Here is a 23,965-nt window from a genome sequence, read left to right on the forward strand (position 1 = left end):
TCTCTCCTTGGTATCGGATAGTTCCGCGGTGAACCGGGCTCTCGCCCGTCGATCATGCCGTGCCGCCGCGCTCGGAGCCAGTCTGTCCGGCGGCCGCGGGCCCGGACGGCAGATCAGCCTTCGACTGCGGCCTTGACCTTGGATTCGGTGTGCTTGACGGCCTGGTCGACGAACGGGCCCATCACTCCGCCGAGGACCTTGCCGGTCAGTCCGCCGGGCAGCACGTAGTTGAACTGCACGGACAGCTTGGTGGTGCCGGGCTCGTCGCCGTCGGCGAATCCCCAGCTGGTGTTGGCGCCGAATCCGGAGGTCGACTCGAGCCGGATCACCTCGTTCTCGGTCCACTCCACGCACTCGACCGTCGACTTGAGGTCCTTCGGGCCGATCTTGATCACGGTCTCGAAGATCGATCCCAGTCCGGAGGTGACGTCGGTGGTCGGCGTGAACTTGTGGACGCCGAACATGTACTCGGGGACGTTCTGATAGTCGTTGATGTACTCGAAGACCCGCTCTCGCGGAGCGTTGACGACTGCCTCGTGCCGGACTTCACCCATTGATCGATCTCTCCTCGTTCTCGCGGACGGTCTCGCTGCGCACAGCGCATCTCGCCGAATCGTATCGGAGTGGCCGCGCCCGGCGAGCCGGGATGCCGACGACCCCGCGTCCACCAGTGAACGCGGGGTCGTCGGAGATCAGCGAAGTGAGTGCGATCAGGCGGTTTCGGTGATCGGGCGATCCACCCAGCTCATCAGGTCGCGCAGCTTCTTGCCGGTCACCTCGATCGGGTGCTCGGCGTTCTCCTTGCGGAGGGCTTCGAGCTCGGCGTTGCCGTTCTCGACGTTGGCGACCAGGCGCTTGACGAAGGTGCCGTCCTGGATGTCGGACAGGATGTCACGCATGCGCTGCTTGGTGTCGGCGTCGATGACGCGCGGGCCCGACAGGTAGCCGCCGAACTCAGCGGTGTCGGAGACCGAGTAGTTCATGCGGGCGATGCCGCCCTCGTACATCAGGTCGACGATCAGCTTCAGCTCGTGCAGGCACTCGAAGTAGGCCATCTCCGGCTCGTAGCCGGCCTCCACGAGGACGTCGAAACCGGTCTTGACCAGTTCCTCGGTGCCGCCGCACAGCACGGCCTGCTCACCGAAGAGGTCGGTCTCGGTCTCTTCCTTGAAGTCGGTCTTGAGCACGCCGGCGCGGGTGCCGCCGATGCCCTTGGCGTAGCTCAGCGCCAGCGCCTGGCCCTCGCCCGTCGGATCCTGGTGCACGGCGATGAGCGCGGGAACGCCCTTGCCGTCGACGAACTGGCGGCGGACCAGGTGGCCCGGGCCCTTCGGCGCGACCATCGCCACGGTGACGTTGGCCGGCGGCTTGATCAGCCCGAAGTGGATGTTGAGGCCGTGGCCGAAGAACAGCGCGTCGCCGTCCTTGAGGTGCGGCTCGATGTCCTCGGTGAAGATCTTGGCCTGGCTGGTGTCGGGCGCCAGCAGCATGATGACGTCGGCCCACTCGGCGGCCTCGGCCGCGGTCATGACCTTCAGTCCCTGCTCGGCGGCCTTCTCGCGCGAGGCGCTGCCCTCACGCAGGCCGATGGCCACGTCGACGCCGGAGTCGCGCAGCGACAGCGAGTGGGCATGGCCCTGGCTGCCGTAGCCGATCACGGCGACCTTCTTGCCCTGGATGATCGACAGGTCTGCGTCGTCGTCGTAGAACTTCTCGACTGCCACGGTGAATTCCCTTCGTGTGCCCCACCGGAGCGGTGCGGCGTGGTGTGTTGTGTTGTCGGTTACTTGATTGTTGCGTCAGCGGTGGGCCGACATGCTCTTGGGTCCCCGGCCCAGGGTGACCCCGCCCGATTGGGCGATCTCCCGGATACCGTACTGGTCGAGCATCCGCAGGAGTGCCTCGAGCTTGTCGGAGGTGCCGGTGGCCTCGACGGTCACCGACTCCGGCGCGACGTCGATCACCTTGGCGCGGAAGAGGTTCACCACGTCGACGATCTCGGCGCGGTTGGTCGCATCGGTCCGCACCTTGATCAGCATCAGCTCGCGGGACACCGAGTTCTCCGGGTCCTGCTCGACGATCTTGATCACGTTCACCAGCTTGTTGAGCTGCTTGGTGACCTGCTCCAGGGGGAAGTCGTCCACGGAAACCATGATGGTCATCCGGGACATGCCCTTGAGTTCGGTGGGGCCGACGGCCAGCGACTCGATGTTGAATCCGCGGCGCGAGAACAGGCCGCTCACGCGGGCCAGCACGCCCGGGCGGTCCTCCACCAGGACGCTCAGCGTATGGGTGCTCACAGCGAGTCACTCCCTTCCGGTGCCTCGTCGCGCGGACGCAGCAGGGTTTCTGCGAGCTCGGGCGGGGTGTCGCCGGCCGACTCGTCGTCGTCGAACAGCGGCCGGATGTCCCGGGCCGCCATGATCTCGTCGTTGCCGCAGCCGGCGGCGACCATCGGCCACACCTGGGCGTCCTTGCCGACGATGAAGTCGATCACCACGGGGCGGTCGTTGATCTCGCGCGCCTTGGCGATGGCCTCGGCCACGTCCTCCTCGCGGTCCACCCGCATGGCGACGCAGCCCAGCGCCTCGGACAGCTTGACGAAGTCCGGGATCATCCGGGAATGGGTCGACAAGTCGGTGCTCGAGTAGCGCTGGTCGTAGAACAGGGTCTGCCACTGGCGGACCATGCCCAGGTTGCCGTTGTTGATCAGGGCCACCTTGATCGGGATGCCCTCGATGGCGCAGGTGGCCAGCTCCTGATTGGTCATCTGGAAGCAGCCGTCGCCGTCGATGGCCCAGACCTCGGCCTCCGGCGCGGCGGCCTTGGCCCCCATCGCCGCGGGAACCGAGTAGCCCATGGTGCCCAGGCCACCGGAGTTCAGCCAGGTGCGCGGCTTCTCGTACTTGACGAACTGTGCGGCCCACATCTGGTGCTGGCCGACACCGGCGCAGTACACCGCGTCCGGACCGGCGGCCTTGCCGAGCTCCTCGATGACGAACTCCGGCGACAGCGAGCCGTCGGACTGCTTGTCGTAGCTCAGCGGGTAGGTCTTGCGGATCCCGTCGAGGTACGTCCACCACGCGGACAGGTCGGCACGCCGGCCGCCGGTGGACTCGTCGTTGCGCAGTTCTTCGATCAGGTCGACGATCACGTTGCCGACGTCGCCGACGATCGGCACGTCCACCTCGCGGTTCTTGCCGATCTCGGCGGGGTCGATGTCGGCGTGGATCACCTTGGCACCGATGGCGAAGGAGTCCAGCCGGCCGGTCACCCGGTCGTCGAACCGCGCGCCCAGCGTGATCAGCAGGTCACTGCCCTGCAGCGCGGCGACGGCACCGACGCTGCCGTGCATGCCGGGCATGCCCATGTGCAGGTCGTGGCTGTCGGGGAAGGCGCCGCGCGCCATCAGGGTTGTGACGACCGGGATCCCGGTCAGCTCGGCGAGCTCACGCAGTTCCTCGGACGCCTCGGCCCGGATGACGCCGCCGCCGACGTACAGCACCGGCTTCTCGGCCTGCGCGATCAGGCGGGCCGCTTCGCGGACCTGCTTGCCGTGCGGCTTGGTGACCGGACGGTAGCCGGGCAGCTCGAACTGCGGCGGCCAGGAGAACGTGGTCTGCGCCTGCAGGATGTCCTTCGGGATGTCGACCAGGACGGCGCCCGGACGGCCGCTCTCGGCGATGTAGAACGCCTCGGCGATGACCCGCGGGATGTCCGCGGCAGTGCTCACCAGGAAGTTGTGCTTGGTGATCGGCATGGTGATGCCGGAGATGTCGGCCTCCTGGAAGGCATCGGTACCGATGAGGGCGCGCCCCACCTGACCGGTGATCGCGACCACCGGGACCGAGTCCATCTGGGCGTCGGCCAGCGGCGTCACCAGGTTGGTGGCGCCCGGACCGGAGGTGGCCATCATGACGCCTGCCTTGCCGGCGACCTGCGCGTAGCCGGTCGCGGCGTGGCCGGCGCCCTGCTCGTGCCGGACCAGCACGTGGCGGACCTTCGACGAGTCCAGGAGGGGGTCGTAGACCGGGAGTACAGCACCGCCGGGAATCCCGAAGACGACCTCGACGCCGAGCTCTTCGAGAGTTCGCACGACGGACTGAGCGCCGGTGACCCGTTCCGGGGGAACGATGGCGCCCGAGCGCAGAGATTCGGTGGACGGCGACTGCGGCCGAGCCGACCCGCGGGCTGTTGGAGTGCTCACTGCACGATCCTCATCCTGGTAGTCCTGACAAGAAAAAACCCCCGACAGCAAAGGCTGTGCGAGGGGCGCGTCGATGAAGTTCGAAAGGTCTGCGAAGTGACCGATCAGGCGTTGACGCGCCGACCGATTACTACGAGAAGATTCTGATTCATCACCGTCACAAGGTAAGGCAGCGGTCCGAGCCACGTCAAATCCGGTCCGGGTGCCACAATGGTGCCGTGTCCGAACCCACCCCCACCCGTGCCGAGCAACCGGAGTCCGCGACCTTCGTGATCTCGCGGCTGGCCTACCTGACCGTTCTGGTGACCCTGATCGTCGCCGTGATGATGATGGGCGTGTCGATCACCTGGTTCAGCTGGACGCTGATCCTGCCGATCGTGCAGATCTGGTGGATCCACCGGGTGCGGACCGTCGCCGACGCCGACGGGCTGACCGCGGTGGACACGTTCGGCACCACCACGCTGTCGTGGGACGAGGTGGCCGGCCTGCGCTTCCCGAAGTGGTCTGCGGTGCGCGCCGTGCGCACCGACGGCACGTCGGTGCGGCTTCGCGCGGTGGCCTTCGCCGATCTGCCGGTGCTGTCGGCGATCTCCGGCGGCCGGGTGCCCGATCCGTACGCCGCCGCCCGCGAAGCCGAAGCGGCCGCGCAGAGCACCGGATCGGCCGCCGACGACGACTGACCCGCCGGGCGCGACAACCCCGGACCGGTGGTCCACAATCGAGCCATGCCCGCAACCCCCACTCGCGCCCTGGATTCGGCCCTGCGCGAGAAGAATCTGACTGAGGCCTCGGCGATCCTGACGGCCCTCGCCCCGCAAGAGGCGGCGGCGCTACTGGAAGCGATGCCACCGCACCTGCGCACCATCGGCTTCCGGCTGCTGCACAAGGACCAGGCGGTCGAGGTCTTCGACGACTTCGACGCCGCCGCCCAGGCCGAACTGATCCACGAGCTCGGCACCGCCGACGTGGCCGAGGCCTTCGACAACCTGGAGCCCGAAGACCGCGCCGAACTGCTCGACGAACTGCCCGCGACGATCGCCAAGCAACTGGTGCGCAGCCTCTCGAGGGAGGAACGCGAGCTGACCGCCGTGGTGCTCGGATTCCCGCGCGGCTCGGTCGGCCGCCGGATGAGCCCGGAGTTCATTCACGCTTTCACCGACGAGAACGCCGAGCAGGTGCTCGACCGGGTGAAGGCGCGCGGCCACCAGGTCTCATCGATCTACATCGTGCCGGTGGTGGACCACTCCCGCCGGCTCGTCGGCGTCGTGAGTCTGCGCGACCTCCTCCTGGCCGGGACGGACGAGACGATCGGGCCGATCGCGAAGACCCCGATTTTCGCGCACGCCCTCGACGACGCGGAGACCACCGCCGAACGCTGCGTCGACCGCGGCATCTCGGCGATGCCCGTCGTCGATGCCGAGGACCGGTTGGTCGGTGTGCTCACCCTCGACGATGCGATCGAGATCGTCGACGCCGCGCGCGACGTCGACGAGGCGCGCGCCGGTGCCCGCGAACCGCTGCGCGAGTCGTACCTGTACGCGTCGATCTTCGCGATCACCCGGTCGCGCGTGGTCTGGCTGTTCGTCCTGGCGGTCTCGGCGATCCTGACGGTGAACGTCCTGGAGATCTTCGAGGGCACCCTGGAGCAGAAGGTGGCGCTGGCGCTGTTCATCCCGCTGCTGACCGGCATCGGCGGCAACACCGGGTCGCAGGCCGCCACCACCGTCACCCGCGCGCTGGCCACCGGCGAGGTGAGTCCGCGCGATGCCGGCCGGGTGGCCGGTAAGGAGATCCGCGTCGGCTTCACCATGGGCACCGCGCTCGGGGTGGTGGGGCTCGCAGTCGCCTCGGCGATCTACGGCCTGGACATCGGTGTGGTGATCGGTCTCACCATCGTCTCGGTGTGCACCATGGCCGCCACGGTCGGCGGCCTGATGCCGTTGCTGGCCAAGACCGTTCGCGTCGACCCGGCCGTCTTCTCCACCCCGTTCATCTCCACGTTCTGTGATGCCACCGGTCTGATCATCTACTTCATGATCGCCAAGACCGTCCTCGGTATCTGACCGGCGCACTCCCCGGACCCGCCGCCCGTGGGTCGCGCTGCCGGCCGCGCGTAAACTCGGGCCCGGTACCGATCTTTCGGTCCCAGCCCATCACTGCAAGCAGCCCCTTCACTGCGATTAGCGAGGTAACGATGCCAGCCCTGCGGTCTCGCACCACCACCGTCGGCCGGGAAGCCGCCGGCGCGCGCTCCCTGTGGCGCGCCACCGGCATGACCGACGACGACTTCGGCAAGCCGATCATTGCGATCGCGAACTCCTACACCCAGTTCGTGCCGGGCCACGTGCATCTCAAGAATGTCGGCGAGATCGTGGCCGAGGCGATCACGGAGGCCGGTGGCGTCGCCCGCGAGTTCCACACGATCGCCGTCGACGACGGCATCGCCATGGGCCACGGCGGCATGCTGTACTCGCTGCCGTCTCGCGAGATCATCGCCGACTCGGTGGAGTACATGGTCAATGCGCACACCGCCGACGCCCTGGTGTGCATCTCCAACTGCGACAAGATCACTCCGGGAATGGTGAACGCGGCCCTGCGCCTGAACATCCCCACCGTCTTCGTCTCCGGCGGCCCGATGGAGGCCGGCACCTCGGTGGTGATCAACGGCGTCGTCCATCCGGGCACCGACCTGGTGGATGCGATCATCGCGTCGGCCGACAGCTCCGTCAACGACGAGGAACTCCTCGAGGTGGAGCGGTCTGCCTGCCCCACCTGCGGTTCCTGTTCGGGCATGTTCACCGCCAACTCGATGAACTGCCTCACCGAAGCCCTCGGACTGTCGCTGCCCGGCAACGGCTCCACCCTGGCCACCCAGGTCGCGCGCCGCGAGCTGTTCCAGAAGGCCGGACGAGTGGTCGTCGAACTCGCCGAGCAGTACTACACCCACGACGACGAGTCGGTCCTGCCGCGCAACATCGCCAAGCGGGAGGCGTTCGAGAACGCGATGGCCCTCGACGTGGCGATGGGCGGATCGACCAACACCGTGCTGCACATCCTGGCCGCGGCGCAGGAGGCCGAGATCGACTTCGGCCTCGCCGACATCGACCGCATCTCCCGCAACGTTCCGTGCCTGGCGAAGGTCGCACCCAACTCCCCGGACTACTACATGGAGCACGTCCACCGGGCCGGCGGCATCCCCGCCATCCTCGGTGAGCTGAACCGTGCCGGCCTGCTGAACACCGATGTGCGCTCGGTGCATTCGGAGTCCCTCGCCCGGCATCTCGCCGACTGGGACATCCGCGGCGGCACCGCCACCGACGAGGCGATCGAACTGTTCCACGCCGCCCCCGGCGGCGTGCGGACCACCGAGCCGTTCTCCACGTCCAACCGGTGGGATTCGCTGGACACCGACGCCGCCGGCGGCTGCATCCGAGACCTCGAGCACGCCTACACGGTCGAAGGCGGCCTGTGTGTGCTGCACGGCAACATCGCCGAGGACGGCGCGGTGCTCAAGACCGCCGGTATCAGCGAGGACCTGTTCCACTTCCAGGGGCCAGCGCGCGTGGTGGAGAGCCAGGAGGACGCGGTCCACGCGATCCTGTCGAAGGAACTGCAGGCCGGCGAGGTGCTGGTGATCCGCTACGAGGGGCCCGCGGGCGGTCCGGGCATGCAGGAGATGCTGCACCCGACCGCGTTCATGAAGGGCACCGGCATGGGCAAGGTGTGCGGTCTGGTGACCGACGGCCGATTCTCCGGCGGCTCGTCCGGCCTGGTGATCGGGCACGCCTCCCCGGAGGCCGCGGCCGGCGGCGCCATCGGCTTGATCGAGGACGGCGACGAGATCCTGATCGACGTCGCCAGCCGTACCCTCAAGGTGCTGGTCGATGATCAGACGCTGGCCGACCGGCGCGCCAAGATGGAGGCCTCCGAGCATCCGTGGCAGCCGAAGGATCGGCAGCGCACGGTGTCGAAGGCGCTGCGCGCCTACGCCAAACTCGCCTCCTCCGCCGACAAGGGCGCTGTCCGCCTGGTCGAGTAGCCCCGCGGGCACCTGCGAACGCACTGCGCCCGCCCGGACCTGATGGTCTGGGCGGGCGCAACGCATCGCGGGTGCGGTCAGGTGGCGGCCAACGGGTTGGCCCCGTTGAAGACGATCCAGATCGCGATCGCGGCGGCGACGGCGATGATCAGCCAGGCGGCCGAGCCCCAGGCGGGCCGGCGAGACCAGCCCCACTGGCGGTCGATCGAGTAGGTGCCCGGTCCGCAGAGGATCAGCGCGATGGCCGCGGCGGCGAGCACGATCTCGAACTCGATGCCGCCACCGCCCTGCGCGGTGAAGAACCAGACGCCCCCGGCGAGGGTGGCCTTATAGGTCATAGCGACGATGATGACGCCGAGCACCGCCGAGCCCGCGATCGGCGTCAGCAGGCCGAGTATCAGCAGCGCACCGCCGACGGTTTCGGAGATGCCGCCCACGATGGCCAGCGTGCGGGTGACGTCGGGGTCGAAGCCCAGCGCGGCGTCGGCGCCGGCGGCGTTGTTGGCCAGGAACGCGGAGAACCCGTCGATTCCGGAGCCGTCGATCCACGACCAGGTGGTCAGCTTCTGCAGACCGTGGAAAAAGAAGACCAGGCCCACCACCACGCGGAGGATCAGCAGGCCCAGGTCGACGGTGCCGCGGCGGGCGGATTCGGCGACCGCCACGGCGGTGGCCGGCTCGTCGTCGTAGTGGTGCACGCCGCCGGGCACCTCCGAGTACGCCGCGGCCGGCTCGGACGGGAGGATCTCCTCGTCGGCGGCGAAGGGCGCGGTGTGCTGCCCGGTGTATTGCGGCTCGATGTAGGGCAGCGGGTCGGCGGTCAGATGCTCGGCCGCCCGCCGCTTCTGGGCCGCGGCCGTCTCGTCGGTGGCGTCCTCGTCCACGTCGACGAACGGCTCGGTCACCACGGCGTCGGAGCCCGAGCGCACGTCGGTGCGGGTGGCGCTCGACCTCGGCGCCTTGGCTTCGGCCTTCGCCGCCGGCTCGGGTTCGGGCTCGCCCTGATTGATCTGGACGGTCGGCAGTGCGTCGCCGTCGGACAGGATGACCGTCTCGGGCAGCACCGTCTCGTCGTTCTCGGCGCCCGCCTTCTCGCCGGCCTTGTCCCCGGTGACCGGCGCGGGGTTGCGCGCATGCTGGTCGTAGAAGGAATCCCGGTCGGGCTGCGGGCGCCGCGGCGGACGGGTGTCGTCTGTACTACTCACGTCTCCGACTGTAGGTGCGCCCGATCCCCGGTCGGGACATCGCCACCCGACGATTTGGTAACGATCGCATACTGTTGGGTCATGCCTCTGCCGTTCTCCCGGCCCGCTTCCGGCCGCGCACTCCTGGCCGCCGCCGTGGGCGCCCTGACCGTGCTGTCCGCGGCCGGCTGCGCCGATTTCAGTGACCAGGACCGCGCGGCGCGCGCCGGAACCTTCAGTTCGGTTCCCGATCGCGGAGGCATGCAGCAACCTCCCGCGCCACCTCCGACCAGCGAGGAAGACGAGCAGACGCCGCCCACCGGTCCGTGCGTCGATCCCAATCCGGCGGTGATCGCCACCTGCCTGGCCACCACCAGCGGGGTGCGTCCCGCCGATCCCGAGGGCAAGACCACCTATGTCGCCGAACGCACCACCGGCAAGATCATCATCTCCAAGCGGTACGGCCCGCAGCGCGTGGTGGCCACGGTGCCCGTCGACGGTGGCGGCGACGGCGGTCTGATCGACTTCGAGCTGTCCCCCACGTATCTGCAGGACCAGCTGATCTACGCGCTGATCAGCACCGGCTCGGACAACCGGGTGGTGCGGATCGCGCCGGGCGACTCGATCAAGCCGATCCTCACCGGCATCCCGAAGGGCGCGACGGGGAACATGGGATCGATCAGCTTCGCCTCCCCCACCGAGCTGCGGGTCGCGACCGGCAACGCCGGCGATCCGGCGGCCGCGGCCAATCCCGGTTCCCTGGCCGGAAAGCTGTTCACCATCGACCCGAACCTGGACGGACCGCGCCCGAAGGTCGTCGCCTCGGGTCTCGGCTCGAACGTGGCCCTGTGCCCCGATCCCACCAGCGGGCGCCTGTACGTGGCCGACAGCGGCCCGGAGGGCGACCGCCTGCAGCAGGTGGAACCCGCCGGGCTACGGAAGCTGTGGTCGTGGGCGGACCGACCGGGGATCACCGGATGCGGCGTCGCCGAGGGCATCATCACCGTGTCGATGGCGCGCGCCTTCCGATTCGACTCCCTGGCCGCGCCCACCAATGCGAGCCCGTCGGTGGGTCAGCCGCGCACGGTCGACTCCAAAGAGGACTTCGGTGCGGTCGGCCGGATGACCTCCTTCGGCCCGTCCCTGCAGATCGCGACGATCAACAAGTCGGTGCCGGGTGCGCCGGCGAAGTCGACCAACGACATCGTCTCGCTGTTCTCGCCCGAGTCGCCGGCGGAGAACAACGACTGAGCCGGCCCGGCGCGGGCCCTGCCTCTACTGGCAGGCGGCGAGCACCAGTTCCTTGACCCGGGCCGGGTCGGCCTGGCCGCGGGTGGCCTTCATGACGTCGCCGACGATCTTGCCGGCGGCCTGCACCTTGCCGCTGCGGATCTTGTCGGCGATGTCCGGGTTGGCGGCGAGCGCCTCGTCGACGGCCTTCTGCAGCGCCGAATCGTCGCGCACCACCTCCAGGCCGCGCTCGGCGACGATCTGGGCGGGCTCCCCTTCACCGTCGAGCACCGCGACCACCACCTGCTGGGCCAGTTTGTTGGTCAGCTTGCCCTCGTCGACCATGGCGATCACCTCGGCCACCTGCGCCGGTGTGATGGTCAGGCCGGCCAGCTCCACGCCCCGCGTGTTCGCTTGCTGGGCAAGGAAAGACACCCACCAGCTGCGGGCGGCGCCGGGTTCGGCGCCGGCTTCGGCGGTCTCGATGATCAGGTCGATCGCGCCCACGTTCACCAGGTCGCGCATCACTTCGTCGGAGACGCCCCAGTCGGTCTGGATGCGGGCGCGCCGGATCCACGGGAGTTCGGGCAGGGTGCCGCGCAGTTCGTCGACCCAGGTGGGTTCGGCGATCACCGGCGGCAGATCGGGTTCGGGGAAGTAGCGGTAGTCCTCGGCGGTCTCCTTGCGGCGTCCGGCCGAGGTGGTGCCGTCGGATTCGTGGAAGTGCCGGGTCTCCTGGATCACCTCGCCGCCGGCGGCCAGGATGGCGGCCTGCCGCCGCATCTCGTAGGTGACCGCTGCTTCGATGCTCTTGAGCGAGTTCACGTTCTTGGTCTCGGTGCGAGTTCCGAATTCGGTGGCGCCCTTCTCCATCAGCGACAGGTTGGCGTCGCAGCGCAGCGATCCCTGGTCCATCCGGACGTCGGAGACGCCGAGCGCGCGCAGCAGGTCGCGCAACGCCGTCACGTAGGCGCGCGCCACCTCGGGTGCGCGCTCACCGGCCCCCTCGATGGGCTTGGAGACGATCTCGACCAGCGGGACCCCGGCCCGGTTGTAGTCGAGCAGCGAATGACTGGCCCCGTGGATCCGGCCGGTGCTGCCGCCGACGTGCAAGGACTTGCCGGTGTCCTCCTCCATGTGCGCGCGTTCGATCTCCACGCGCCACGGCGTGCCGTCGTCGAGCACCACGTCCAGGTAGCCCTCGTAGGCGATGGGTTCGTCGTACTGGCTGATCTGGTAGTTCTTCGGCTGGTCCGGGTAGAAGTAGTTCTTCCGGGCGAAGACGCTCGATTCGCGGATCGAGCAGTTGAGCGCCAGTCCGATGCGGACGGCCGACTCGATGGCCTTGGCGTTGGCCACCGGCAGCGAACCGGGCAGCCCCAGGCAGGCCGGGCAGACCTGCGAGTTCGGGTCGCCGCCGAAGGTGGCCGGGCAACCGCAGAACATCTTGGTCGCGGTGCCCAGTTCGACGTGCACCTCCATGCCCATCACGGGGTCGAAGCGCTCCAGGCACGCGTCGAAGTCCATCAGATCGTCGGTAGCCACACTCATGCCGACCATCGTATCTGGGGGCCGATCTGGGGGATTGTCCCGATGGCACCGGGGCCGCGCCGCCGTAGTTTTGCAATCAGCGCCCACCGAGATGCGGTGCCGGCACCAACCGAGGAGGTAACGCCATGAGCATGCCCCAGCCCGACCCGAATCCGTTCACCCCGGACGCCGCCCCGTCGCCCGCGGCCTCGCCTCCCGCAGGTCCGGCGGCCGCAGAGGGTGCCGGACGCCGGCTGACCCGGTCGCGTTCGGACCGGATGCTGGGTGGCGTGTGCGGCGGCCTGGCCCGGTACTTCGGCATCGACGCCACTTGGGTCCGGATCGCCTTCGTCGTCTCGGTGATCCTGCCCGGGCCGCAGGTGCTGCTCTACCTGCTGCTGTGGCTGGTGATCCCCCAGGACTGAGCGTCCCGGGCCGGCGTGCCGGCCGCTCGGCGGATCACTCCGCGGTGCGGGTGCCGATCCGTCCGGCGGCCGAGGCGATGCCCAGCCAGGTGTGCCGGTTTCCGGCCCAGCACCAGCCGACCTTCGGTGCCCCTTTGGCCTCGGCGCCGTCGCGCCCGGTGCCCCCGGAAATCCAGACCGCCGGGGTGCGCGAGTCCAGCGTCCCGTCCGGTTTGCGGGCCCGGGAGCCGATCGCCATGAAGCAGTGATTGGGCTCCACCACCGCCGGTGTCTGCAGCGCCCAGGTGACCGCCTCGTTCAGCAGCAGCGGTGTGCGGCCCGCGGCGAGGATCTCCGGCAGCGTCTCGACCGGTGAACGGTCGGCGAACTCGTCGCCGCGGTCGGGGGCGGCCACCGCGTACAGGGGGCCCGCCGGCACGTCGATGCCGTCGATCGGCGCGAAACTGTCGACATCGGTCATGTCGGCGACGACGAAACCCGCTTTGCCGCCGGGCACACCGTGGCCCGGCAGCCGCATCAGCGGCGCGAGAACCGACGGCGGCGCCAGTGCCGGATCCACTGCGAGCAGCGACTCCGCCTGACCCGGGAACTCGAGTTCGGTGGCGCGCGAGACGAACTCGGCCGGACGCATGCCGATCAGGTCATGCACCCCCAGGTCGACGAGTGCGGCGGCCTGATCGGCGAGGGACGGCAGGGGCGGGCGCTCAGCCATTGTCAGCCGAACAACGCGCGGGTGCCGCGATAGAAGTCGAGCGGGACCTTCTTGGTGTGGCCGACGGCATCGGAGAACGGCACCCGCTCGATCTTGGTGCCGCGCAGCGCCACCATCTGCCCCCACGCCCCGTCGGCGATGACGTCGCTGATCGCCTGCCCGAAGCGGGTGCCCAGAACCCGGTCGTAGGCGGTCGGGACGCCGCCGCGCTGGATGTAGCCCAGCACCGTCGCCCGCGTCTGGATGCCGGTGCGCTCCTGGATGAGTGGGGCCAGGATCTCCCCTACCCCACCCAGCCGGGGACGGTTGAACTCGTCGAGGCCCTTGTTGGAGAAGGCATCGTCCATCTCCGGAAGGGTGAAACCCTCGGCCACCATCACCAGCGGCCCGCGGCCGCGGGCCCAGGTCTCGTTGACCCAGTCGCAGATCTGGTCGAGCGTCTCCGGTGCCTCCGGGATCAGCGTCACGTGCGCGCCCGAGGCGATGCCGGAGTAGATGGCGATCCAGCCGGCGTGGCGCCCCATCACTTCCAGCACCATGCACCGCATGTGCGAATCGCCGGTGGTACGCAGCCGGTCGGCGGCTTCGGTGGCGATCTCCACCGCGGTGGAGAAGCCGAAGGTGAAGTCGGTGGCTTCCAGGTCGTTGTCGATGGTCTTGGGCACGCCGACCATCGGGATGCCGTCTTCGAGGAGCCGGTTGGCCGCGGCCATCGTGCCGTCGCCGCCGATGGCGATCACCCCGTCCACCTCGAGGCGTTCGAGCACCTTCTTGATGTTCTCCGGACCGCCGTCGGGTTCGGAGTAGGGACCGAACCGGCTGGTGCCCAGAATGGTGCCGCCGTTCTTGGAGATGCCGCGCACCGCGGAACGGTCGAGTTGCATCACATCGCCGTAGACCAGCCCGCGGTAGCCGTCGCGGAAGCCGACGAACTCCTGGTCGTGCACCGTGGTGCCCTGCAGAACCGTGCCGCGGATCACTGCGTTCAGGCCGGGGCAGTCGCCGCCTGAGGTGAGAATTCCGTATCGGGCCATCTGCTCACGTGCTCCTGTGATCGAGTGCGGTGTGGTCGACCGGCGGTCGGTACTCCATTCGATCAGATCGGACACCACCCGGCCACCGGGACAAGCGAATCCGATCACGCCGGTCGCGCCCACGCACGGTTGCCCGGCGGGCTACTTGAGGCCGTTCTCGTAAGCGAAGACCACGGCCTGCGCGCGGTCACGCAGTCCGAGTTTGGTCAGCATCCGGCTCACGTGCGTCTTGACGGTCTCCTCGGAGACGTACAACTCGGCGGCGATCTCCGCATTGGACTTGCCGTCGGCGACCACGGTGAGCACCTCCCGTTCCCGCGGCGTCAGGACGTCGGCGGCGGTGCTGGGCTTGCGTCCCCGGCGGGCGGTGACCTCAGTGATCAGTCGGCGGGTGACCGACGGAGCGAGCAGGGCGTCGCCCGCGGCGACCACCCGGACCGCTCGCACGAGTTCGTCGGCGGGGGCGTCCTTGAGCAGAAATCCCGACGCCCCGATCGACAGCGCCTGATAGACGTAGTCGTCGATGTCGAAGGTGGTCAGCATGAGGACTTTGGTCGGCAGCCCCGCCTCGATGATCTGCCGGGCGGCCCACAGGCCGTCCCGGGTCGGCATCCGCACGTCCATGAGGACGACGTCGGGCCGCAGGCGGCGCACCGTCTCCACGGCGGAGGCACCGTCTTGGGCGTCGCCCAGCACGGAGATGTCCGGCGCGGCGTTGAGCAGGGCCGCGAAGCCCGCGCGCACCATCGCCTGATCGTCGGCGATCACCACGGTTGTCGGCACGGCTCAACCCTACTGTCGCGCGCCCGGATCCCCCGGCCCCTGATCCCCTGGATCGTCAGGTCGCTCCGGATGATCGTCGGTCTCAGTGCGCCCGGGAGGTTCAGCGTGCTCGGCGGCCGGGAGGACCGCGGTGACGGCGAAGCCCCCGTCGGTGGTGGGTGCGGCCTGCAGACTGCCGCCGAGGGCGGCGGCCCGTTCGGTCATCCCGCGAATCCCCAACCCCTCACCGTCGGTGCCTGCGCCGGCCGGTCCGCCGGTCGGCGCCCGGTTCACGACGGCGACGTGCACCGCTCCGGTCGCGGTATCCGGTTCCAGGGTCACCCGCACCTGGGCCTCCGGAGCATGCCGCGCGGCATTGCTGAGTGCCTCCTGCACGATCCGGTAGACGACCAGTCCGGTCGCAGCGCCGAGGCGGTCGTGGTCGAGCCGATCGTCCAGCTCGAGGTCCACACCGACCGCGCGTACCGAATCGACCAACCCGGCGAGATCGTCGATGCCGGGTGCCGGGTCCAGCGGCGCGTCGGCGCCGCCCGGGAGCCCGATGTCCTGGGTGCGCAGCACTCCGAGGAGGCTGCGGACCTCGTCGAGTGATTCCCGCGCGGCAGCGGCGATGGCCTCGAACTCGCCGGCCACCGCCGGCGATACTTCTTCCGACGGATCGGCGGCGGCCAGCCGGTAGCGCGCCGTCTGCGCCTGCACCACCACCATGGACATCCGGTGGGCGACGACGTCGTGCAGTTCGCGGGCGATCCGCGACCGTTCGGCGAGGACCTCCTCTCGTGCGAGGGCGAGTTCGGTCTGCTCGGTCTGCTCGGCGATCTCCCGGCGCGAACGCGCCCAGTAGCGCACGAAGGCGATCCCGATCGTGATCACGGTCAACCCGAAGATCCAGCCGACGGCGATGTCCCGCTGCAGACAGACCAGCAGGGTCAGCGCCGTGACCAGCCAGATCTCCGGAAGCTGTCGCAGCCGCTGGGTGCACAGGGCCGCCAGCGTCATCGCGATGAGGATCAGGAACTGCGGCACCGCCACCCGCAGGTCGGCGTGCCCCGGAGCGTGCGGCAGAGGCACGGTGGCGAGGGAGGCCAGAATGATGAGCACCCATCCCACCCGAACCGCACGGCCTCCGGCGGCGATCCCCAGCAGCGGCAGCGTCGAGGCGACCGCGAGGACGGGCAGCACATAGGCCGGGACGTCGAGTGTGTCGGCGAGCACCGGCCAGGTGATGGCGGTCATGATCACCGCCGCCAGCATCGCCAGCCAGTTCCACCGGTTGCCGAGGTAGGCCCGCAGCTGGGGATCGCTCACCCGGTCGACGGTCAGCAGGTCGCGACGGGCGGCGGCCAGACCTTCACGGATCTTCATCCCTCTCACGGTAGGCACCGAACCCCTCCGGTGCGTCCCCCGCTGGAGGGATCGCGCTCTCCCTCGCGGGAGCCAGGCGACCGCCCGGCAGCCCCCGGACGGCTACCCGAGATTCCCTCTCTGCCGGGATCCGCGCAGGTGGAACCGATTTCTAGCGTCAGCGTCATGACTAGATCTCCTCATCTCACCGACCGCCGCCGGCGCATTCTGTGGTGCCTGGCGCTCCTCCTCGCCGCCCCCGCCGCGCTGTACTTCGGGTACTCCGCGGCGGCCCCGCCTGTGGCGCCGACCGTCGCGGCTCCGACCACGCCGCCGGCCGGGTTCGCCGACCGCCTCGGCTATCACCCCGTCGTCGAGGACGGCCGCCCGGTGAATCCGGCCGGCTCGTGCTCGTCGCCGGTGCCGCTGCCCCGCAGCTTCGAAGGCGCATGCCGGGCCCACGACTACGGCTACGACCTGCTCCGCTATGCCGAGGCCACGGGCACCCCCGTCGCGGAAGGCGCACGGGCCCGCATGGATGCCGCCCTGATCGGCGACATGCACCGGCGGTGCACCAACCCGCTGTGCCACACGGCCGCCGAAGCCAGCCGTCTCGGGCTCGCGGTGAACACGTGGCGACAGCGCGGTGCGGCGCCGGTCGGCGAGAGCGGACTGCAGATCGCCGCCAGTCTGCTGACCCGTACCGCTGAGACGCTGGCGGGTCGACGATGATCGACCGCCGCCGGGCATGGGCCGTCACCGGTGCCGTCCTCGGCTGGTCGGCCGCCCAGACCCCCGGGGCACTCCCGAGGACCACACTGCTCTCGGCCGTCGTCGCCACCGCCCTCGCGCTCGTCGGCATGCTCGTCGGCCTGCTCGCCGCCCGGGCCTCCGGGGGTTCGCACACCCCCGACTCAGACGCCCCCGCCTCACGTGCCGCCGCCTCACGTGCCGCAGCCTCGCGACTCCCGCTGATCATCGTATCCGCGGTGGGGGCCGGTTCCCTGGCTCTCTCCTGCTGGTGGCAGGCCGGGCTCCGGGCGGCGATGGGCATGCCGCCGATCGGTCCCGCGTGGCTGGCCGCGACAGTGGTGATTCCCGCAGCGGCGGTGGCGGCTCTGCTCTGGATGCCTTTGCGGCGCACCGTCATCGCAGCGGCCGCCGGCGGACTCATCGTCCTGGGTGGGCCCGCGGTGCCCGCTCAGGCGGCAGCACCCGATGTGCCCGATTCGCCGCTGCTGCATTACGCGCAGCTCGACGGGCGCGACGATGCGACGCGCGCCGCCGGCCTGGTCGCCGACTGGGGGCGCACCGGAGGACTCGACCGGGAGGCGGTGGTGATCGCCGTGCCCACCGGCTCGGGCTGGGTGGACGGCGCCGCCGTCGAGGGTGCACGCCTCCGCTTCGGCGGCTCGGTCCGAGTGTTGGCGATGCAGTACAACGCGGTCCCGTCGTGGCAGGCCTACCTGCGCTCCCCGGACCGGGCGGGTGAGAGCGCGACCACCCTGCTCGCCGAGGTCTCCCGCGCCGTGCGGTCCGTCGCTCCGGACCGGCGGCCGCAGGTGTATCTGTACGGCCAGAGTCTCGGGGCGACCGGAGCCGAGGCCGCCCGCGACTGGGCCGTGATCCGTCGAATCGAGCTGGCCGGCACGGTGCTGGCCGGACTGCCGGGCGGGCGGGACGCCACTCGCGTTCCGCACCGGACGGTGCTCAACAACGCCAGCGATCCCGTCGCCGCCCTGACCCCCTCGCTGCTGTGGCGGCCGCCGCCGGCGCACTCCGGCGCGGGACAATCGGGCGAAAGACACTCCGGCGCTGGATATTCCAGCGCGGGGCACCCGTCACCGCAACCGCCGTGGATTCCCGGCCTGTCGCTGCTGGCGACGGTCGTGGACCTGGCCGGTTCGCTGGACGTACCGTCCGGTTACGGCCACCGCTACGGCGCCGAGCAGGGACTGGAACTGGGTACCGACCCGAGCACGGACGGCCCGTCGAGTCAGCCCTCGACGGGCCCGCGGGCTGCCTCGTAGGCCGCTCCCACGCGGTAGAGCCGGTCGTCGGCCAGCGCCGGTGCCATGATCTGCAGTCCCGCGGGCATTCCGGAGTCGGACGCCACACCGGACGGCACCGACATCGCGGCGTTGCCCGCCAGGTTCACCGGCAGGGTGCACAGGTCGAACAGGTACATCGACACCGGATCGTCCACCTTCTCCCCCAGCTTGAACGCGGTCTGCGGGGTGGTCGGCGAGACCAGGACGTCCACGTCGGCGAAGGCGGCGGCGAAGTCGCGCGCGATCAGGGTGCGGACCTTCTGCGCCTGGCCGTAGTAGGCGTCGTAATAGCCGGAACTGAGCGCGTAGGTGCCCAGCATGATGCGCCGCTTCACTTCGGGGCCGAACCCGGCCTCGCGGGAGAGCGCCATCACCTCGTCGGCGCTGTGCGCGCCGTCGCCGCCGATCCGCACGCCGTAGCGCATCGCGTCGAAGCGGGCCAGGTTGCTCGACACCTCCGACGGGAGGATCAGATAGTAGGCGCCGAGGGCGTACTCGAAGTGGGGGCAGTCGACCTCCACGATCGTGGCGCCCAGGCCGCGCAGCACCTCGCAGGCCTTCTGGAAGGACTCCAGCACGCCCGCCTGGTATCCGTCGCCCTGCAACTGCTTCACCACGCCCACGCGCACGCCGGTCAGATCACCGCCGGCACCCTCGCGGGCGGCGGCGACCACGTCCGGCACGGCCACGTCGATCGAGGTGGAGTCACGCGGATCGAAGCCGGCGATCACCTCGTGCAGCAGGGCAGTGTCGAGGACGGTGCGGCCGCACGGGCCGCCCTGATCCAGCGACGAGGCACAGGCCACCAGGCCGTACCGCGAAACGGTGCCGTAGGTGGGCTTCACGCCGACGGTCGCGGTGACCGCGGCCGGTTGGCGGATGGAGCCGCCGGTGTCGGTGCCGATCGCCAGCGGCGCCTGGTAGGAGGCCAGGGCCGCGGCGCTGCCGCCGCCGGAGCCGCCGGGGATCCGGTCGACGTCCCACGGGTTCCGGGTCACCTGGTAGGCGGAGTTCTCGGTGGAGCTGCCCATCGCGAACTCGTCCATGTTGGTCTTGCCGAGGATCGGCAGGCCGGCGGCGCGCAGCCGCGCGGTGAGCGTCGCGTCGTACGGGGCCGTCCAGCCTTCGAGGAACTTGGAGCCGCAGGTGGTGGGCGCGTCGACGGTGGTGAAGACGTCTTTCAGCGCGATCGGCACACCGGTCAGCGCCGACGGCGCCGACCCCGCCGCGATCGCCTGGTCGGCAGCGCGTGCGGCCTCCAGCGCGGCCTCGGCCCCGACGTGCAGAAAGGCGCCGAGCTGGTCGTCGACCTCGGCGATGCGGTCCAGGTGCGCCTGCGTCGCCTCCACCGAGGAGAGTTCGCGGTCGGCGATCTTGGCGGCCAGTTCGGCCGCGGTCAGGCCGGTGACCTCGTTCGAGGTGCGGGTGCTCACGGTGGTCATTCCTCCCCGAGGATCTGCGGAACGGCGAAACGGTCCTGCTCGACGGCCGGCGCCCCGGAGAGCGCCTCGGCGGCGGTGAGGCCGGGAACGACGACGTCTTCGCGCACCACGTGCCGCAGGTCGGCCGGATGGGCGGTCGGCGGGACGTCGTCGGCGGCCACCTCGGAGACCTGGGCGACGTGCCCCAGGATCGAATCGAGCTGGGCGGCGTACTGGTCGAGTTCGTCGTCGGTCAGCGCCAGGCGCGACAGCCGCGCCAGGTGGGCGACCTCGTCGCGGCTGATGGCCGGCTCGGACTGCGGAGACATCGGGCGTTCCTCTCGTACACGTGCGATGACACCAGCCTAGGGCCCGCCCGTGGGCTCGCGCGTCGCGGCCCTCACGTGAGTAGCGTGAGGCCATGATCATCGTCACGACGAACGAACTGCCCGGCTATCGGATCGATCATGTCTTCGGCGAGGTCTTCGGCCTGACCGTGCGTTCCCGCCACCTCGGTTCCAATATCGGCGCCGGGCTGAAGTCACTGGCCGGAGGTGAACTGCGGGGCATCACCCAGTTGCTGCACGAGTGCCGCGAGGAAGCCCTCGCCCGGCTCGCCGCGGAGGCACAGGGCAAGGGCGCCAACGCCGTCGTGGCCTTCCGCTTCGAGACCACCGAGTACTCCAACGGCGGCGGTGTGGAGGTCTGCGCCTACGGCACCGCGGTCGGTGTGAGGCCCCTGGGAAGCGGCGCGGCCCAGGCAACGGCGCCGTAACCGCCCGGCAATAAGGCTGCGAATAATGGAAAATGTGTCGTACCTCCTGCGCGTGACCCTGACCGATCGTCCCGGAAGCCTCGGGCTCCTCGCTGTGGAACTCGGTGCGCTGGGCGCCGATATCCGTTCCCTCGAGGTGGTCGAACGCGGTGACGGCTTCGCCGTCGACGACGTGGTGGTCGATCTGCCCGGCGGCGCCTTGCCGGACACCCTGATCACCGCGGCCGAAGCCGTCGACGGTGTGCGGGTGGACTCGCTGCGGCCGTTCACCGGCAAGCTCGACCTGCACCAGGAACTGGAGCTGATCGACGCGGTGGCCGGCGCCCGCGGCGACCGGCTGCAAGTGCTGTCCGATCTGGCCCCGCGCAGCCTGCACGTGTCGTGGGCGATGGTGGTGACGCGCTCCGGTGACGAGCCCGTCCGGCTGGCCGCCAGCGGCGGCGCCCCGGAGACGCCCCTGACGCGGGCGGACTGGCTGCCGCTGGACACTGCGCGCGACTTCGGCGACCGCGCCGACTGGATCCCGGGGCCCTGGCGCGAACTGGACACCACGCTCGCCGCGGCGCCGCTCGGCACCGGCACCAAGGCCCTGCTGCTGGGCCGCGTCGGCGGCCCCGACTTCCGGCCAAGCGAAGTGGCGCGGCTGGGACACCTCACCGGGATCATCTCCGGTCTGGTGCACCCTGCCTGAGCCGCTCAGGCCTCCGGATCGCCGGTGGCCAGCAGACGGGCGAAGGCGTTCTCATCCAGGATCGGGACGCCGAGTTGTTCGGCTTTGGCCGCCTTGCTGCCGGGTGAATCGCCGATCACCACGTAGTCGGTCTTCTTCGACACCGAGCCGGAGGCCTTGCCGCCGCGGGCGATGATCGCCTCCTTGGCACCGTCCCGGGTGAAGTCGTTCAGGGAACCGGTGACCACGATCGTCTTGCCCTCGAGGGTGCGGGGGGTGGACTCGTCCACCTCGTCGGCCATCGCGACGCCCGCGGCCCGCCACTTGTCCACGATCTGCCGGTGCCAGTCCACCTCGAACCAGTCGCGGATGCTGGTGGCGAGGGTCTCGCCGACGCCGTCGACCTGCGCCAGATCCTCCGGGCTCGCCTCGGCGACGGCCTCCAGCGAGCCCATCGCTCCGGCGAGGGCGCGCGCCGCCGTCGGCCCGACGTGCCGGATCGACAGCGCCACCAGCACCCGCCAGAGCGGAACGTCCTTGGCCGACTCCAGGTGCTGCAGCAGCCGCCGCCCGTTGGCCGAGAGCGCGCCGTCCTTGGTGGTGTAGAAGGCGGTGTTCGTCAGGTCGTCGGCGGTGAGGGCGAACAGGTCGCCCTCGTCCTCGATCACCTCACCGGTCAGCAGGGCGTTGGCGCCCTCGTAGCCGAGCGCGTCGATGTCGAAGGCGCCGCGGCCGGCCAGGTGGAACAGCCGCTCGCGCAGCTGCGCCGGACAGTGGTGGGCGTTGGGACAGCGGATGTCGACGTCGCTCTCCTTCTCCGGCCGCAGCTCGGCGCCGCATTCGGGGCAGTGCGTGGGCATCACGAAGGCGCGCTCGCTGCCGTCGCGCAGGTCCACCACCGGGCCGAGGACCTCGGGAATCACGTCGCCCGCCTTGCGGATGGTGATGGTGTCGCCGATCAGCACTCCCTTGCGCACCACCTCGGAGGCGTTGTGCAGGGTGGCGCGCGAGACCGTCGATCCGGCCACCTTGACCGGCTCCATCTCCGCCCACGGAGTCACGCGGCCGGTGCGGCCGACGCCCACCTTGATGTCGTGCAGCTTGGTGGTGACCTCTTCGGGCGGATACTTGAAGGCGATCGCCCACCGCGGGGCGCGCGAGGTGGACCCGAGACGTCGCTGCAGCCCGGCCTGGTCGACCTTCACCACCAGGCCGTCGATCTCGTGCTCGACCGTGTGCCGATGCTCGCCCCAGTAGGCGACGGTGTCTTCGATCGCCTGCGCGCCGGTGACCTTCGCGGTGTGCGCCGACACCGGCAGCCCCCAGGCGGCCAGCGCCAGGTAGACCTCGTGCAGCGAAGTGGGTCGCCAGCCGTCGATCATCCCGACGCCGTGGCAGATCATGTGCAGGTGCCGTTGCGCGGTGATCTGCGGATTCTTCTGCCGCAGCGAACCGGCCGCCGAATTGCGCGGATTGGCGAACGGCGCCTTGCCGGCCTCCACCAGCGAGGCGTTGAGCTTCTCGAAGTCGGCGACGCGGAAGAAGACCTCCCCGCGGACCTCGAGGAGCGCGGGCACCGGGTACTCCTCGGACGGCGTCAGCTGCAGCGGGACGTCGGCGATGGTGCGGGCGTTGAGGGTGACGTCCTCCCCGGTGCGGCCGTCGCCGCGGGTCACTCCGCGCACCAGTCGGCCGTTCTCGTACACCAGGGACAGCGCGACCCCGTCGATCTTGAGTTCGCAGAGGAACTCGCAGCCCGGGCCCGTCTCGGCTTCGGTGCGCGAGATCCAGGTGCGCAGCTCCTCGGTGTCGAAGACGTTGTCCAGCGACATCATCCGTTCGAGGTGGTCGACCGGGGTGAACTCCGTGGAGAAGCCGCCACCGACCAGTTTGGTCGGCGAATCGGCGGCCGCGAGCTCCGGATGAGCGTCCTCCAGCGCCTGCAGGCGCCCCAGCAGGCCATCGAACTCGGCATCGGAGACGATCGGCGAGTCCTTGACGTAGTAGCGGAACTGGTGGTCGCGGATCTCGTCGGCGAGCTGCGCCCACTGCTGCTCGGGTGCCATATCGGAATCGGTCACCCAGCAAGCCTAATGCAGTGCTGCGACAGTGGTTCTCCCCCGCGGCGAGCGCGTTACGCTGGGTCAATGCCGCCGCATCCGATCATGTTCGACCAGAAAGACCCCCTCCTGCTCCGGCTGCGCGAGATCGCCCTGGCACTGCCCGAAGCCACTGAGCAGATCTCGCACGGCCGGCCGGTCTTCCGCTGCGGAAGGATGTTCGCGCAGTACGGCGGCGGTGAGAAGGGCACGCGGGTCCGCCACGACACCGCGCTGCTGTTCATCCCCGACCCCGGCGAGAAGGCCGCACTGGAACAGGACGGGCGATTCTTCGTCCCGGCCTACCTGGGCCCGTACGGCTGGCTGGCCGTGGACCTGAGTGCCGACGGTGACTGGGACGAGATCGCCGAGCTGCTCGATGCGAGCTTCCGGCAGGTGGCGCCGAAGCGGGCCATCGCCCGGCTGCCGTCGGAACCCGAGCAGGCGTAACAGGATCGGTC

Annotated in this window: 23 protein-coding genes; 10 read left to right on the forward strand and 13 right to left on the reverse strand. The window is 70.0% G+C overall.

Annotation, left to right across the window (positions count from 1 at the left end):
- Positions 1-113: 113 nt before the first annotated feature.
- The 4 genes from ABD732_RS07700 to ABD732_RS07715 form a co-directional block, all read right to left on the reverse strand.
- Positions 114-554 carry an SRPBCC family protein gene (locus ABD732_RS07700; protein WP_344782280.1) on the reverse strand — a complete coding sequence of 147 codons (441 nt, stop codon included), beginning with the start codon at positions 552-554 and terminating at the stop codon, positions 114-116.
- Between the two features lie 156 nt (positions 555-710).
- Positions 711-1,724, reverse strand: a complete 1,014-nt coding sequence (gene ilvC, locus ABD732_RS07705) for a ketol-acid reductoisomerase (RefSeq protein WP_344782282.1) — start codon at positions 1,722-1,724, stop codon at positions 711-713.
- A 75-nt stretch (positions 1,725-1,799) separates the two neighbouring features.
- On the reverse strand, positions 1,800-2,300 hold the full coding sequence (gene ilvN, locus ABD732_RS07710) for an acetolactate synthase small subunit (protein ID WP_344782284.1): 501 nt from the start codon (positions 2,298-2,300) through the stop codon (positions 1,800-1,802).
- A complete protein-coding gene (locus ABD732_RS07715; RefSeq protein WP_344782286.1) occupies positions 2,297-4,207 on the reverse strand; it encodes an acetolactate synthase large subunit in 1,911 nt (636 codons plus the stop codon). Before ABD732_RS07715 ends, ilvN begins: the two co-directional genes overlap by 4 nt.
- A 218-nt stretch (positions 4,208-4,425) precedes the next feature.
- On the opposite strand from ABD732_RS07715, the gene ABD732_RS07720 reads away from it, so the two are divergent.
- The 3 genes from ABD732_RS07720 (at position 4,426) to ilvD (ending at position 8,246) form a co-directional block, all read left to right on the forward strand.
- A complete protein-coding gene (locus tag ABD732_RS07720; RefSeq protein WP_344782288.1) occupies positions 4,426-4,887 on the forward strand; it encodes a PH domain-containing protein in 462 nt (153 codons plus the stop codon).
- Between the two features lie 45 nt (positions 4,888-4,932).
- The gene (gene mgtE, locus ABD732_RS07725) at positions 4,933-6,270 is read left to right on the forward strand and encodes a magnesium transporter (RefSeq protein ID WP_344782290.1); all 1,338 of its coding nucleotides are present in this window, start codon (positions 4,933-4,935) and stop codon (positions 6,268-6,270) included.
- Positions 6,271-6,401: 131 nt separating this feature from the next.
- Positions 6,402-8,246, forward strand: a complete 1,845-nt coding sequence (gene ilvD / locus ABD732_RS07730) for a dihydroxy-acid dehydratase (RefSeq protein WP_344782292.1) — start codon at positions 6,402-6,404, stop codon at positions 8,244-8,246.
- Positions 8,247-8,323: 77 nt separating this feature from the next.
- On the opposite strand, the gene ABD732_RS07735 is transcribed toward ilvD, so the two are convergent.
- Positions 8,324-9,451, reverse strand: coding sequence for a DoxX family protein (locus tag ABD732_RS07735; protein ID WP_344782294.1), 1,128 nt, complete (start codon positions 9,449-9,451; stop codon positions 8,324-8,326).
- 81 nt (positions 9,452-9,532) lie between these two features.
- Here ABD732_RS07735 and ABD732_RS07740 point away from each other — a divergent pair, with 81 nt between their 5' ends.
- Positions 9,533-10,681, forward strand: a complete 1,149-nt coding sequence (locus ABD732_RS07740; protein ID WP_344782296.1) for a PQQ-dependent sugar dehydrogenase — start codon at positions 9,533-9,535, stop codon at positions 10,679-10,681.
- A 24-nt stretch (positions 10,682-10,705) separates the two neighbouring features.
- Here the strand turns inward: ABD732_RS07740 and gatB are convergent, their stop codons facing one another.
- A complete protein-coding gene (gene gatB, locus ABD732_RS07745; RefSeq protein WP_344782298.1) occupies positions 10,706-12,211 on the reverse strand; it encodes an Asp-tRNA(Asn)/Glu-tRNA(Gln) amidotransferase subunit GatB in 1,506 nt (501 codons plus the stop codon).
- Positions 12,212-12,342: 131 nt separating this feature from the next.
- Between gatB and ABD732_RS18750 the strand changes: the two genes are divergently transcribed.
- Entirely contained in the window at positions 12,343-12,615 is a 273-nt protein-coding gene (locus tag ABD732_RS18750) for a PspC domain-containing protein (RefSeq protein ID WP_425553014.1), read from the forward strand.
- A 34-nt stretch (positions 12,616-12,649) separates the two neighbouring features.
- Here ABD732_RS18750 and ABD732_RS07755 read toward each other — a convergent pair whose 3' ends face one another.
- The 4 genes from ABD732_RS07755 to ABD732_RS07770 all read right to left on the reverse strand — a co-directional run bounded on the left by ABD732_RS07755 (position 12,650) and on the right by ABD732_RS07770 (position 16,509).
- On the reverse strand, positions 12,650-13,327 hold the full coding sequence (locus ABD732_RS07755) for a DUF5701 family protein (protein ID WP_344782299.1): 678 nt from the start codon (positions 13,325-13,327) through the stop codon (positions 12,650-12,652).
- A gap of 2 nt (positions 13,328-13,329) precedes the next feature.
- The gene (locus ABD732_RS07760; RefSeq protein WP_344782301.1) at positions 13,330-14,361 is read right to left on the reverse strand and encodes an ATP-dependent 6-phosphofructokinase; all 1,032 of its coding nucleotides are present in this window, start codon (positions 14,359-14,361) and stop codon (positions 13,330-13,332) included.
- Between the two features lie 141 nt (positions 14,362-14,502).
- A complete protein-coding gene (locus ABD732_RS07765) occupies positions 14,503-15,144 on the reverse strand; it encodes a response regulator (RefSeq protein ID WP_344782303.1) in 642 nt (213 codons plus the stop codon).
- A 9-nt stretch (positions 15,145-15,153) separates the two neighbouring features.
- On the reverse strand, positions 15,154-16,509 hold the full coding sequence (locus tag ABD732_RS07770; protein ID WP_344782305.1) for a sensor histidine kinase: 1,356 nt from the start codon (positions 16,507-16,509) through the stop codon (positions 15,154-15,156).
- Between the two features lie 165 nt (positions 16,510-16,674).
- Between ABD732_RS07770 and ABD732_RS07775 the strand changes: the two genes are divergently transcribed.
- Entirely contained in the window at positions 16,675-17,220 is a 546-nt protein-coding gene (locus ABD732_RS07775; RefSeq protein ID WP_344782307.1) for a hypothetical protein, read from the forward strand.
- On the forward strand, positions 17,217-18,518 hold the full coding sequence (locus ABD732_RS07780) for an alpha/beta-hydrolase family protein (protein WP_344782309.1): 1,302 nt from the start codon (positions 17,217-17,219) through the stop codon (positions 18,516-18,518). Before ABD732_RS07775 ends, ABD732_RS07780 begins: the two co-directional genes overlap by 4 nt.
- Here the strand turns inward: ABD732_RS07780 and gatA are convergent.
- Positions 18,485-19,972, reverse strand: a complete 1,488-nt coding sequence (gene gatA / locus ABD732_RS07785; RefSeq protein ID WP_425553007.1) for an Asp-tRNA(Asn)/Glu-tRNA(Gln) amidotransferase subunit GatA — start codon at positions 19,970-19,972, stop codon at positions 18,485-18,487. The genes ABD732_RS07780 and gatA overlap by 34 nt on opposite strands.
- Before the next feature lie 5 nt (positions 19,973-19,977).
- On the reverse strand, positions 19,978-20,289 hold the full coding sequence (gene gatC, locus ABD732_RS07790) for an Asp-tRNA(Asn)/Glu-tRNA(Gln) amidotransferase subunit GatC (RefSeq protein WP_344782313.1): 312 nt from the start codon (positions 20,287-20,289) through the stop codon (positions 19,978-19,980).
- A gap of 92 nt (positions 20,290-20,381) precedes the next feature.
- Between gatC and ABD732_RS07795 the strand changes: the two genes are divergently transcribed.
- On the forward strand, positions 20,382-20,735 hold the full coding sequence (locus ABD732_RS07795) for a heavy metal-binding domain-containing protein (protein WP_344782315.1): 354 nt from the start codon (positions 20,382-20,384) through the stop codon (positions 20,733-20,735).
- 25 nt (positions 20,736-20,760) lie between these two features.
- Positions 20,761-21,426 (forward strand): ACT domain-containing protein, encoded by a 666-nt coding sequence (locus tag ABD732_RS07800; protein ID WP_344782317.1) that lies wholly within the window; start codon positions 20,761-20,763, stop codon positions 21,424-21,426.
- A 5-nt stretch (positions 21,427-21,431) separates the two neighbouring features.
- Here the strand turns inward: ABD732_RS07800 and ligA are convergent, their stop codons facing one another.
- A complete protein-coding gene (gene ligA, locus ABD732_RS07805; RefSeq protein ID WP_344782780.1) occupies positions 21,432-23,471 on the reverse strand; it encodes an NAD-dependent DNA ligase LigA in 2,040 nt (679 codons plus the stop codon).
- A gap of 81 nt (positions 23,472-23,552) precedes the next feature.
- Between ligA and ABD732_RS07810 the strand changes: the two genes are divergently transcribed.
- Positions 23,553-23,954, forward strand: a complete 402-nt coding sequence (locus ABD732_RS07810; RefSeq protein WP_344782319.1) for an MmcQ/YjbR family DNA-binding protein — start codon at positions 23,553-23,555, stop codon at positions 23,952-23,954.
- The last annotated feature ends 11 nt before the right edge of the window (positions 23,955-23,965 follow it).

Source organism: Gordonia caeni, from assembly GCF_039537105.1.
GTDB classification, from domain to species: domain Bacteria; phylum Actinomycetota; class Actinomycetes; order Mycobacteriales; family Mycobacteriaceae; genus Gordonia; species Gordonia caeni.